Genomic DNA, 12,587 nt, shown 5'->3' with positions numbered 1-12,587 from the left:
CACTCTCGGGGTCGAGACGGCCCGCGTGATGGCACGTCTCTACGCCGCGGCGCGCCTGCTGGTGAACTTCTTCCAGCCGTCATTCAAGCTCAAAGAGAAGCGCCGCGAGGGTCGCCCACGGCGACATCAACCCCTGAGTCGCGCTTGCAGTGCCTGCCGATTGGCAACGACGTTGCTGAGGTTCAGCAGGTCTGGCTCCCGTCCTTGCGCCAATTGCCTAACCAGCTCCCGCGTGCCGTCCACGACAAAGACGCCGCAATCATAAGTGTTCTGCTGCTGGGCCATGCCGGCTGGCTCCAGGGCGAGGTTCAGCCTTTCTGCGAGTTGTCTTGCATGCGTCTCGTTGTATCTCCCGTAGGAATCGTAGTGATGGGCGACAGGCCGTTGCCGGTTGCTGCGATCAACGAACAGCAGCGACCAATGCCTGCCGCGGTCCGTAGCACTGGCATCGTTCACTGGCAGGAACAGGAAGTCGGCTGTATCGTTATCACGCCGATCATGGACGATGCGATGGAAGACGCGTAGCACGTCGCTCTCCGCGCCCAGGCGCAGCCGCAGCGCTTCGAGGGGATCTACGAACCGCGTCCGGGCGGCGAGATCCGAATCGCTCCTCTGCAAATCCAGCTCCTGAAGCTGGTAATCCCTGAGGATATGCTCGTCGCCCAGCCATTCCGTATCCTCGAGCACCAGCCCGCGGTTGTGGGACAAGGCTATCGGATTCAACGCCCCGATCTGAGCATCGGACGAGGTGATCGGAAACCGCCGCACGATATCGTCGCGCAATGGGGACGGTGCGGGCGCGGTCAGATCAACCAATGGAAGACCGCCGTAGGTGTCTGAGCGAGCCCTGGCAGAAGGCGCTGGCGCAAAGTGAGCACTGTCATCCAACTCGGCCGCATCCGGATCAAGCAGTGCCCCAAACCCACGATAGAGATCCTGAGCCCTGGCAGTTGATGGTGATGCCGGTTCTTGCATCTGCCGCGCAAGCTCCTCGCTCAACCACGCCAAAGCGTCATCGTCCGAGTGGGCGGACACCGGAGAAAGCCCCTGCGGCGAGCCGAGCTGTCGAGCGCCCTGGTGATGCCCCGGTACCGGCCCGGCAAACGGCGGCGGAAAGCCAGGCGCCGGGCTCCAAGCATTGTCGCGCAACTCAAATGATGCGGGCGAATTCGGATTAAACGATACCGCAAGACCGCCGTAGGTGTCTGAGCGAGCCCTGGCAGAAGGCGCTGGCGCAAAGTGAGCACTGTCATCCAACTCGGCCGCATCCGGATCAAGCAGTGCCTCAAACCCACGATAGAGATCCTGAGCCCTGGCAGTTGATGGTGATGCCGGTTCTTGCATGTGCCGCGCAAGCTCCTCGCTCAACCACGCCAAAGCGTCATCGTCCGAGTGGGCGGACACCGGAGAAAGCCCCTGCGGCGAGCCGAGCTGTCGAGCGCCCTGGTGATGCCCGGTACCGGCCCGGCAAACGGCGGCGGAAAGCCAGGCGCCGGGCTCCAAGCATTGTCACGCAACTCAAATGATGCGGGCGAATTCGGATTAAACGATACCGCAAGACCGCCGTAGGTGTCTGAGCGAGCCCTGGCAGAAGGCGCTGGCGCAAAGTGAGCACTGTCATCCAACTCGGCCGCATCCGGATCAAGCAGTGCCTCAAACCCACGATAGAGATCCTGAGCCCTGGCAGTTGATGGTGATGCCGGTTCTTGCATCTGCCGCGCAAGCTCCTCGCTCAACCACGCCAAAGCGTCATCGTCCGAGTGGGCGGACACCGGAGAAAGCCCCTGCGGCGAGCCGAGCTGTCGAGCGCCCTGGTGATGCCCCGGTACCGGCCCGGCAAACGGCAGCGGAAAGCCAGGCGCCGGGCTCCAAGCATTGTCACGCAACTCAAATGATGCGGGCGAATTCGGATTAAACGATACCGCAAGACCGCCGTAGGTGTCTGAGCGAGCCCTGGCAGAAGGCGCTGGCGCAAAGTGAGCACTGTCATCCAACTCGGCCGCATCCGGATCAAGCAGTGCCCCAAACCCACGATAGAGATCCTGAGCCCTGGCAGTTGATGGTGATGCCGGTTCTTGCATCTGCCGCGCAAGCTCCTCGCTCAACCACGCCAAAGCGTCATCGTCCGAGTGGGCGGACACCGGAGAAAGCCCCTGCGGCGAGCCGAGCTGTCGAGCGCCCTGGTGATGCCCCGGTACCGGCCCGGCAAACGGCAGCGGAAAGCCAGGCGCCGGGCTCCAAGCATTGTCACGCAACTCAAATGATGCGGGCGAATTCGGATTAAACGATACCGCAAGACCGCCGTAGGTGTCTGAGCGAGCCCTGGCAGAAGGCGCTGGCGCAAAGTGAGCACTGTCATCCAACTCGGCCGCATCCGGATCAAGCAGTGCCTCAAACCCACGATAGAGATCCTGAGCCCTGGCAGTTGATGGTGATGCCGGTTCTTGCATCTGCCGCGCAAGCTCCTCGCTCAACCACGCCAAAGCGTCATCGTCCGAGTGGGCGGACACCGGAGAAAGCCCCTGCGGCGAGCCGAGCTGTCGAGCGCCCTGGTGATGCCCCGGTACCGGCCCGGCAAACGGCAGCGGAAAGCCAGGCGCCGGGCTCCAAGCATTGTCACGCAACTCAAATGATGCGGGCGAATTCGGATTAAACGACACCTCAAGACCGCCGTAGGTGTTTGAGCGAGCCCTGGCAGAGTGCGTTGGCGCTGCTTCCACGGTCGGCCAGGCAGGTTCCTGCCCAGCTTGGACTATGTCCTGCGCCTGCTCAGGGGGAACGTCGGGCCACGATGGGCCGTCTTCCACCATTAAGCGCAGATCCTGATCGTAACCTTCCAAGAGGACCAATGGCCGACTGACAGCTCGCTGCCGCGCGCTGTGCTGCGCAGCGGCGTCCCCGACGTACGTCGCGACCGCATGCGGCGCCGTGACATCTTCGTAGCCGCTCCGCAGCAGCATCGGCTGCGTCTCCCATGACGACGTACCCTGTTGATGGGTAGGCGCCGGTGTCGGCTGGCCGCCTGAATTGGCGATCTCGCCCAGCTGCCGCTCGCCGGCAACGCCTTGCGGATTGTTTAGGGTCCTCTGCCTCTTCGCTGGCCTCAACTCAGCTGTGTCATGCTCGTCGTTGATGAGGACCTCCTTGCTTGGCAGGCGGTTGCTCCTGGCAAGCGCAGCCATCGGCTCGTCCGGGGACTGCTGGCGGTCGGGCTCTCCGGGATCCGGTGCCTGGTCATGGCGCGCGGCTGGCTCGAGAGATGACGACGGGCCGGGTTCGTCCATCAGCCCCAAAAGCAAATCCTGATCGCGGCCTTCCGCGGGAAGCTCCTCTGGCCGACTGCCAGTTTTCTGCGACGCGCTGTGCTGCGCAGCGGCGGCGTCGACGCGCCTCGGCTCCATCAGCACCGTGTCTTCGGGATTGATAAGGGCCACGTTCTGGGGGTGAGGATTCAGCTTAGCGCGTCGTGAGATCGGCACTTCGCCCGTCGACCGCAAGGTCCGGAGATAGTCGATTGCCTGAACGAGTCTCTTTGGATTACCCTGTCCGGTGAACTCGAGCACCTCACCGCCATCGGTCAGCGACTGGTTGTCGAGCCGAGCACGAATGCTCGGTTTTTCTTTTGCGAAAAGCCAACGGCTAAAGCTACGAAGAGAACCTCCGTGCTGCTCGGCAGCGGATTTGCTGAACCCGCCCTTGATGAGGGCCCCCTCAAGCCCCGAAATAAGGGGAGCATCCTCGGAATAAAGAGGCCGATTGTCGCGCCCTATCGCAATCCCAGGTGACTGAGCCGGCTGCGGCGCCGAGGATTCCATGGCCTCGGCGCCGGCCTGCGATTTTCGGAGACGAGCCAGTGCGGCACCAATCCTGGAATCAGCACCGGCGACCTTCCTATAGCTCTCGACATCTCCATCAAACGACGTGCCGAGCCCAGCAGCAATGCCCGGCCTGTTGTTGTCACGCAGGTAGTCGCTGAAACTGCGAAGAGCAGTTGCATCCTTCCTGCTTGCATCCTTCTTGCCGGGATCTGTCGCTGCTTCGTTTTTGTACTCTTCGATGAGAGCCGCGTCCTGGGGATAAGGATGATACTCAGTGCGGCCTGCGATCCGCACGACTCCGCCCGTCGACTGCGAGGTTCGGAGATGAACTATCGCCGCAAGAAGTCTTAAGGGATTATCCTTTCCGATGAACTCGCGCGCATCAGCGGTCAGCGGGTCTTCGTCCTCGAGCCGAGCAGCAATGGGATCTTTGTTATTTGCGAAGAGCCACTGGCCAAAGCTGCGAAGAGTACGTACATAGCCCCTGGCGGTGCGTTCGGCGGCCCCGCCCTTGATGAGGGCCTTCTCAAGCCCCAAAATAAGGGGAGCATCCTGGGAATAAAGGGGGCTTTTGCTGAGCCTTCTCAGAATCCCTTTTGACTGAGTCGGCTGCGGCGCAGCGGCGGCCGGCATTGCTCCACCACCCCCACCTGAACTGCCGATCTCTTTCAATTGCCGCTCAAAGGTCGCCGCGGCTGCAGACGGAGCCGCGGGTGAGCTCTCTTGCGGACCCGTGCTGTCCGATTGTTCATGCACCGACTTGGTCGAGGGGAAATCCATCCCGTCCTCTTCTCAAATATGAACCTGGGCTATCGATCTGACATGCCGGCAGTCAGCAACAAACCGCCCTTTACAGCGCTGGCAGGCATGCACCGGGAGCATCGGCAGCCGATGTTCTTCCAAGGGGATCAGCCCTGTATGTTTGTTAAATTTAAATGGGGAAGCTATCGAGAACCTGATGACGACAATTGCCGCGCCAAGACAGCATGGCGCATGTGCCTGCGCGCTTCGCCGTCAACAGCCGATAGACCGAAGATTCAGAGACAAAATACTGCTCCTCATCGGTGAGGCGTACGGCCAGCTTTCGCGGCGAGGACTATCTCCAGCCCATTGCGTCGCAGAAGGGTGGCAGTTGGCCAGAGGAATTGCTTCCTGCGGAAGGCCATGATCAGGATCCATATTTCCCCCGTTCCTGCTCCCGAGGACGCGGCACTGATGGAGTCTAGGCGGGTCGGCGCCGTCGCTGCGCAGCACAACATCTTTGTAAATCGACGCTGAACATTGACCCATCAAGCACTTGGGACGCCGATCGGCGTCCGGACCCCATATGTGGACGTATATGGACCCCCGCCCGATTGCAACGACCGGCTTGATCAGGATCGACGGCCACAACTGCTGACGTATATCCGGCTTCTTGATGCGGCTGGACAACGTCTCCGCCGCGAGCCTCGATGGTTTTCGCCCGCTTCCACCTCAACGGCGCCGAGACATCGGCGCAAGCCGTGCCGGTCCAGACAGGTTCGGGAAGCGACGGGGTGACCGTTTCGCCATCTCCTGCCATTTGTTGCAATTGCCGGGTGAGACCTCCTTTCCTTGGTAAGCACTCGATTGGCACCGCCTGCCGGATAGCGCCTTGATGGCCTAAGACACGTCAGGCGTTGGGGTGACGAGAAGAAGCTCGACGTTGTCATGTCGGTTGGGCTCGACGGTGCGACGGTCACAGAGGTTGCACATCGGCACGATGTGACCCGGCAGCAAATTTACGCTTGGCGGCATGAGCTGAAGAAGAAGGGTTTATTGCCGCCCACGGCCGATACGGTCTTCCTTCCCCTAGATACCTCCGCCATGGACGACGCCCCGCTCGGGCGTGAGGAGGTTGCGCGCGAGCCCGCGCTCACGGCTGAACTACGGCCGTTTATAGCAAGAGAGAAAATCTGTGATGCCGTCCTGGTCGGGTGCAAGCCATGTGTCCGGCCTTTACGAGGCGGCACATACAGCCGCAGGCCCTGATGAAGTCCGCAGATCGGGTTCCAATCAAATTAACGCGCTCGAAGCGCCTTGAGAATGTCGGATTAATCCAATCCCCGGTTCGACCGGTTTGCCATCACTGCAGCGCGACAACCAAGATGAGACGAAGCGTCAATCAAGATGAGACTCGGCAGCAGCGGTGGAACGCAGAGAGGGCGTAGCCCGAACGGAGTTCTACCGCTGCTGCCGCGCCGATTCATCTGGTGATTGCGGTTCGACCGGTACGTTGGGTTCTTCGAAGAACGGGGAACCACCTTTGTGCCAGGTCGTCACATAACCGATCATCAGATGAGGCTTTTCATGAAGTTACGACAAGAGCACAGGGTTGAGGTCGCCGCCGCGAAGGCGTCGCTCAGCAGAGCAACGGCCTATCGCATCGAGAAGAACGCGCAACTGCCATCACAAGTGAAGAAGCCGCGCGGCCGTCGGCGTCCCGATCCACTCGCCGACATCTTCGATGCCGAGGTCGTGCCGCTGCTGAAGGCGGCACCTGGCATTCGTCCGGTCGCCGTCTTCGATGAGATGTTGCGCCGCCATCCTGAGCTCAGCGAAGGCGTTCGCCGGACAATGGAACGGCGGATCCGTGCCTGGCGGGCCATCAATGGCGACGAGCAGGAAGTCATCTTTCGCCAGGTTCATGAGCCCGGCCGACTGGGGCTTTCCGACTTCACCAACATGAACGAACTGGGGATCACGATCGCAGGCCAGCCGCTCGATCACCTGCTTTATCACTTCCGGCTCGCCTATTCCGGCTTCGAACACGCCCACGTCGTCCTCGGTGGCGAAAGCTTCGTGGCGCTGGCCGAAGGGCTGCAGAACGCTCTCTGGTTCCTCGGCGGCGCGCCGCTTTACCATCGCAGCGACAGCCTGTCGGCGGCCTTCCGCAATCTCGATGCCGATGCCAAGGAGGACCAGACGCGGCGCTACGCAGAGCTTTGCGCGCACTACCGAATGACGCCGACCCGCAACAACAAGGGCATTGCCCACGAGAACGGTGCGATTGAGAGCCCGCATGGCCACCTCAAGAATGCGATCCGCGATGCCCTGCTGCTGCGCGGCACCCGTGACTTCGACGATCTCGATGGCTATCGCGGCTTCATCGATGAGATCGTCAGCCGGCGTAATGCCCGCTATGGCAAGCGCATCGACGCCGAGCGGGCGGCGCTGCAGCCGTTGCCGGGAACGCGCACCAGCGATTTTGAGGAGGTTGTCGTGCGGGTCTCGCGCAGCGGCGGCTTCACCTTGCGCAAGGTCTTTTACACCGTGCCATCACGGCTCATCGGGCACCGGCTGCGCGTGCGCCTTTACGACGAGCGTCTTGACCTCTTTATCGGCGGCACGCATCTGATGACCCTCCAAAGAGGGCGTGCACATGCCAGCGGCAAGCACGACCAGGTGGTCGATTATCGGCATGTCATCCATTCGCTGCGCAAAAAGCCGATGGCGCTCCTTCAGCTTGTCTATCGCGACAAGCTGTTTCCGCGGCAGGAATACCGAAGGGCCTTCGAGACCCTGCTCGACCGGCTTTCCGACAAGCAGGCCTGCAAGATCACCGTCGAGCTCCTGGCCTTGGCCCACGATCGGGGCTGCGAGCGGGAACTGGCAGAGCGGCTCGCTAAAACACTCGATGCGGGCGAACTGCCGGACATCATCGCGCTGAGGACTTTCTTCGCGCCCGATCCGGCACAGTTGCCCACCGTCAACGTTCGTCTCGCCTCCCTCCAGGGCTATGAGGCCCTGATCGACGCGCGTCATCTGGAGGACGCCGCATGAGAAACGCCCCTGCCATCGACGCCGCCACGCTCAGCACGCTGCTCAATGAACTCCGCCTGCCGGCCATCAAGGTCCTTTGGCCGGACTTTGCCGAACGGGCCGACAAGGAAGGCTGGCCAGCGGCCCGGTTCCTGTCGGTGATCGCCGAACACGAACTGGCCGAACGCGATCGCCGCCGCATCGAACGCCATCTCGCCGAGGCCCGATTGCCACCGGGAAAGACGCTCGACAGCTTTGCTTTCGACGCCGTGCCGATGGTCTCCAAGGCACAGGTCATGGCGATCGCCGCCGGCGATAGCTGGCTCGCCAAGGGAGCGAACATCCTGTTGTTCGGCCCGCCCGGTGGCGGCAAGAGCCATCTCGCCGCCGCAATCGGCCTCGCGCTCATCGAGAACGGTTGGCGGGTGCTGTTCATGCGTACGACCGAGCTCGTTCAGAAGCTGCAGGTGGCACGTCGTGAACTCCAGCTCGAATCCGCCATCGCCAAGCTCGACAAGTTCGATCTGCTCATCCTCGACGATCTCGCCTATGTGACCAAGGACCAGGCGGAAACGAGCGTGCTCTTCGAGCTCATCTCCGCGCGCTACGAGCGGCGATCGATCATGATCACCGCCAACCAGCCCTTCGGCGAATGGAACAGGGTCTTCCCCGATCCCGCCATGACACTCGCCGCCGTCGATCGTCTCGTCCACCACGCGACCATCTTTGAGATGAATGTCGAAAGCTACCGGCGTCGATCCGCGATGGAAGCCAAACGCCAGCGCGGCAGGCCGGCTTCCTTCGCGACAATCAGAAACGCCGCCGAGATCGACGCTGCGCGACAATCAGAAACCAACGAAGCCCTTGCCAGCGACAATCACGATGATACCGTCGCCGACAACCGCGACACCAGAATCTCATCCAGATTGTCGCGCTGATCTCAGCCAGATTGTCGCTCTACAGCCATCACATCTCATCACCCTCGCTATCTACGCGTCCAGCGTTTCTATTCGAGTTTGCCAAACGGAAGATTCGATTATGCAGCGCCAACGTGAGCGATATAGGCTTGGTTGCGCGCCAACAATGCCCAGGCAACACGCGCAGTCTTGTTGGCCAGGGCCACCGCGACCAGCCGGGCCGGTTTACGCGTGAGCAGCTTTGCCGCCCAACTCTTGCTGGCATTATCCTGCCGTGCCCGACGGATCACCGCCGTGGCACCGATAACAAGCAGGCGCCGAATATAGCCATCCCCCTGTTTGCTGATGCCGATAAGTTTCTCCTTGCCGCCACTGCTATGCGCGCGCGGCGTTAGACCAAGCCACGCCGCGAAGGAGCGGCCCGAGGAAAACAGTGTTGCATCTGATACCGTCGCCACGATAGCGCTTGCCGTGATCGGCCCGATGCCGGAAATGCCAGCCAGCCGCCGGCTTGCCGCATTATTCCGATGCCAGGCCAAGATCTGCTCTTCGATCTTGTCGATTTCGCTGGCCACGACGCGCATTTGTTTGATCAATCCATGCAGCGCCTTACCCGCCAATGTGGGCAGGCTGTCTTGCATCGCATGAAAAGCCTCGATCGCCGCTTTCACTCCGGCGGTCCCTTGCGCGGCGATGATGCCGAACTCAGCAAGGTGTCCGCGCAGGGCGTTGATCAACATGGTGCGCTGGCGCACCAACAGGTCGCGGGTTTTATGCAGCATCAACACGCCCTGCTGTTCCATACTCTTGACCGCGACGAAACGCATGGTTGGTCGTGTGACTGCCTCGCAGATCGCCTCCGCGTCGGCCGCATCTGTCTTGCCTCGCTTGACATAGGCTTTCACGTAAGCTGGCGGCATCAGCCGGACCGTGTGGCCAAGCTTTCCCAATTCCCGGCCCCAATGATGAGCCGTCGCACACGCCTCGATGCCGATCAGGCAGGGAGGAAGGCTCGCGAAGAATTTCATCACCTCGCCGCGGCGCAATGGCTTACGGACGACTACCTTGCCGCAAGCGTCGATGCCGTGCACCTGGGAAGATATTCTTGGCAAGGTCGAGTCCGATTGTAACAATCTGGTTCATGGAGTGGCTCCTTTCCCTGTTTCTCACAACAGCGATGCTAGACGCCGTTGGGAGGCCGCTCCACCCCATCAAACTAACTGCCCGTTCTCGAATTTAAGTGTCACGTCAACAGATTGAAATCATTGGCACAGTATTCTCATAATTAAAGGGTCTTCCTCAATTTGTGTGGTTCATTCGCCGTTAGCGACGATGCCGCTATGGGCGGGCATGCGAACGAAAACGAAATGGTCGCCCGGCCCAGGGGTCAAAGTTCTGGGTGTTGCACTCACCGATGATGACAGCTGGGTTGTTTCCGCTGCAGGACCAGCCTTTGGCGTTTGCCCCGATTGTGGACGGCGGAGCCGAAATCGGCATGGCTGGCTTACACGCAGCCTTCAGGATCTGCCGGTTCAGGGCAGGACCGTGACGGTGAAGCTTCGGCTGAGCCGTTGGCGATGCGCATATCAAAAATGTGAACGACAAACATTCACCGATCGGCTGTAAGCGGTTGCTTCCCCTTATGAGCGCCGGACAAGGAGGGTCGCGGAGATTGTCGGTCTGCTCGGACACAGCGCCGGCAGGCGTCCTGCAGAACGTCTGATGAGGCGGCTGGGTCTGCCGGTCAGCGACGACACGATCCTGCGGCACCTCAAACGCCATGCCGCAGGCAACAGGCCAATCTCTTCCCGGATTATCGGGATTGATGACTGGAGCTGGCGGCGATCATGGCGCTACGGCACGATGATCGTCGATCTGGAGCGCCGTGAAGTCCTCGACATTTTGCAGGACCGAAGCGTAGCAAGTACGGCTCAATGGCTGAAGCGGCACCCTTCTGTCGAGATCGTCAACCGAGACCGGTGCGGTCTCTATGCGCAAGCTGCTCGTGAGGGCGCACCGCAAGCGCGCCAAGTCGCGGATCGGTTTCATCTCCTGCAAAACCTTCGGATCGCAATCGAGGAGCAGATGAGCCTTTCCGGGCGCGCGACAGGGCGGGCACTGCGGCCCGATAAGGATAACGAGCCGTACGCCGACACAACGCACCGGCGCCGCGCACGTCACGCTCATCGACAATCGAGACAGGTGGTGTTCGATGCTGTTCATGCCTTACGCAAGGAAGGGCTGCCCTGTTCCGAGATTGCTCGTCGCACCGGCTACGGCCGCCGCAGCATCGCCAAATGGCTGACCTTCGACGCGCCGCCGGCCCGACGCAGGGCCGCGTTGAAACCTACGTCACCTTTATACTTCGAGGCGTTTCTGGCCGAGTGCTGGACAGCTGGAAACCGCTGCGGGCGGCATCTCTTCCACGATATCCAGGCGCGCGGCTACACTGGCAGTTTCTCGAATCTTGAACGGCTGCTCGCAAAGTGGAGACGCGCCGAGAAGGTGGATCAGGACAGCGCTGCGCTTGCCTCAGTCAATGACCATCAGTTCGCCCGCGATGCCGTTCCTATACGGGATCCGGAGACGGGCCATCTGATCTCGCCCGTAGTCGCCGCCGCACTTTGCGTGAAACCGCGTGCTGCGCTGACGGCCAGTCAGGCGAGAAAGGTCGATGCCTTGAAGCGGGAATCGCCGGATTTCGCTTTGATGCGTAGTCTTGGCATGCGCTTCCGCGGACTCTTTCGCAGCGGTGATTCATATGTGGACGCCCCCTATGGCAAGGGCTTTTTGTCGGGTGGTTTGATCGGTTGCTTTCATATGTCCGGCCTGTTTGTGCGGTATGAAGTTTGACCGCTGGCCCTGATGGAAATCCGCCGATGAGGACCCTGATCAAGCTGGCGCGCGTTTGAAGCGCATTGAATCAGACGGGTTGGCCTCACCATTGGCTCGATCGTTACACATCATCGACTGCCGTTACCAATTCCGGTTCTCTGGGATTGAACTCAGGCGATCATTTCATGGGCCCGATAGGCTTCCTTGCGGGTCAGCACGACCCATGCGATCCGCGCGAGTTTATTGGCGAGGGCAACGGAGACCAGCCTGAACGGCTTTTTCTCCAGGAGCTTTCTGATCCAGTTCGCCAGGGGCGTTGCCTTGTCCTTCGTATGACGGATAACGGCGGTGGCGCCGACGACGAGCAACCTCCGCAAGTATCGGTCTCCCTGCTTGGAGATGCCGCCGAGCTGGGTTTTTCCTCCGGTCGAACACTGCTGCGGCGTCAGGCCGAGCCAGGCGGCAAATTGCCTGCCGGAGCGGAATTGCTCGGGATCGGTGACGGTGGCGGCGACCGCCGTGGCTGTGACTATGCCGAGGCCGGGGATAGCGGAGAGCCGGCGACTGGCCTCGCTGTCGGCATGCCAAGCGAGAAGTTGCTGATCCAGCGCAGCGATCTCATCGGCAAACACCAGGATCTGCCGGATCAGAATGTCCAGCGTGGTCCGGGCATAGGAGGGCAAGCTGCTCTCGCCAGACAGCGCTTGCTGCGCCAACTTTGCCAGATTGGCAATGCCTGGATTGGCGACTAAGCCGAGTTCAGCCAGATGCGCCCGCAACGCATTTGCGACCATGGTGCGTTGGCGAACGAGCAGCGACCTGGCGCGATGAGTCATGAGAATGCTCTGCTGCGCCACCGTCTTCACAGGCACGAACCGCATCGTCGGGCGCTGCACGGCTTCGCAGATTGCCTCGGCATCCAGCGCGTCGCTCTTGCCGCGTTTGACATAGGGCTTCACGTAGGATGGGGGAATGAGCCGGACCTCGTGCCCCATGGCGGCGAGCGTCCGAGCCCAATGGTGCGCTGTGCCACACGCTTCCATTCCGATTAGGCAGGGTGGCAGCTTCGAGAAGAACGGCAGCATCTGCTTGCGATGCAGCCGTTTCACCAGCACGGTTGCGCCTGTCTCATCGACACCATGCGCCTGAAACACGCTCTTGGCCAAATCCAATCCAACGGTCGTGATCTGCATTGTCAACGCTCCTCTTTTGCTGCGGGTAACTGGCCGGCATCATA

General features: G+C 61.2%; 5 protein-coding genes and 3 pseudogenes. 4 read left to right on the top strand and 4 right to left on the bottom strand.

What is annotated here, in order from left to right; all coding sequences use genetic code 11:
• Positions 1–126: 126 nt before the first annotated feature.
• Together SJ05684_RS31130 and SJ05684_RS30760 are read right to left on the bottom strand one after the other, a co-directional pair.
• A complete protein-coding gene (locus SJ05684_RS31130; RefSeq protein WP_374193098.1) occupies positions 127–1,344 on the bottom strand; it encodes a Ulp1 family isopeptidase in 1,218 nt (405 codons plus the stop codon).
• Positions 1,345–1,364: 20 nt separating this feature from the next.
• Positions 1,365–4,598 carry a hypothetical protein gene (locus SJ05684_RS30760; RefSeq protein WP_374193097.1) on the bottom strand — a complete coding sequence of 1,078 codons (3,234 nt, stop codon included), beginning with the start codon at positions 4,596–4,598 and terminating at the stop codon, positions 1,365–1,367.
• 885 nt (positions 4,599–5,483) lie between these two features.
• Here SJ05684_RS30760 and SJ05684_RS30145 point away from each other — a divergent pair.
• The 3 genes and pseudogenes from SJ05684_RS30145 to istB form a co-directional block, all read left to right on the top strand.
• Positions 5,484–5,828 (top strand): annotated as a pseudogene (locus SJ05684_RS30145) (transposase); the annotation flags it as partial.
• A 276-nt stretch (positions 5,829–6,104) separates the two neighbouring features.
• Complete coding sequence (istA, locus tag SJ05684_RS27605; protein WP_014331811.1) at positions 6,105–7,619, top strand: IS21 family transposase; 1,515 nt, start codon at positions 6,105–6,107, stop codon at positions 7,617–7,619.
• Positions 7,616–8,536: an IS21-like element helper ATPase IstB gene (gene istB, locus SJ05684_RS27600; RefSeq protein WP_014328473.1), complete on the top strand. Its 921-nt coding sequence runs from the start codon at positions 7,616–7,618 to the stop codon at positions 8,534–8,536. Before istA ends, istB begins: the two co-directional genes overlap by 4 nt.
• 98 nt (positions 8,537–8,634) lie before the next feature.
• Here istB and SJ05684_RS27595 read toward each other — a convergent pair.
• Positions 8,635–9,658: pseudogene (locus SJ05684_RS27595) on the bottom strand (IS110 family RNA-guided transposase).
• A gap of 207 nt (positions 9,659–9,865) precedes the next feature.
• On the opposite strand from SJ05684_RS27595, the pseudogene SJ05684_RS27590 reads away from it, so the two are divergent.
• Positions 9,866–11,263, top strand: a pseudogene (locus tag SJ05684_RS27590) (ISL3 family transposase); the annotation flags it as partial.
• Between the two features lie 257 nt (positions 11,264–11,520).
• Here the strand turns inward: SJ05684_RS27590 and SJ05684_RS27585 are convergent.
• Positions 11,521–12,543 carry an IS110 family RNA-guided transposase gene (locus tag SJ05684_RS27585; RefSeq protein ID WP_014328393.1) on the bottom strand — a complete coding sequence of 341 codons (1,023 nt, stop codon included), beginning with the start codon at positions 12,541–12,543 and terminating at the stop codon, positions 11,521–11,523.
• Positions 12,544–12,587 lie beyond the last annotated feature (44 nt).

Origin of the sequence: Sinorhizobium sojae CCBAU 05684 (assembly GCF_002288525.1) — a bacterium.
Taxonomy (GTDB): domain Bacteria; phylum Pseudomonadota; class Alphaproteobacteria; order Rhizobiales; family Rhizobiaceae; genus Sinorhizobium; species Sinorhizobium sojae.
This window is presented reverse-complemented; position numbering and strand designations above follow the sequence as displayed.

What these genes read in the sequence shown, in the direction of transcription:
- SJ05684_RS30760 (WP_374193097.1), bottom strand. Translation starts at nt 4,598, where the DNA reads ATGGATTTCCCCTCGACCAAGTCGGTGCATGAACAATCGGACAGCACG.
- SJ05684_RS27585 (WP_014328393.1), bottom strand. Translation starts at nt 12,543, where the DNA reads ATGCAGATCACGACCGTTGGATTGGATTTGGCCAAGAGCGTGTTTCAG.
- istB (WP_014328473.1), top strand. Translation starts at nt 7,616, where the DNA reads ATGAGAAACGCCCCTGCCATCGACGCCGCCACGCTCAGCACGCTGCTC.
- SJ05684_RS31130 (WP_374193098.1), bottom strand. Translation starts at nt 1,344, where the DNA reads ATGCAAGAACCGGCATCACCATCAACTGCCAGGGCTCAGGATCTCTAT.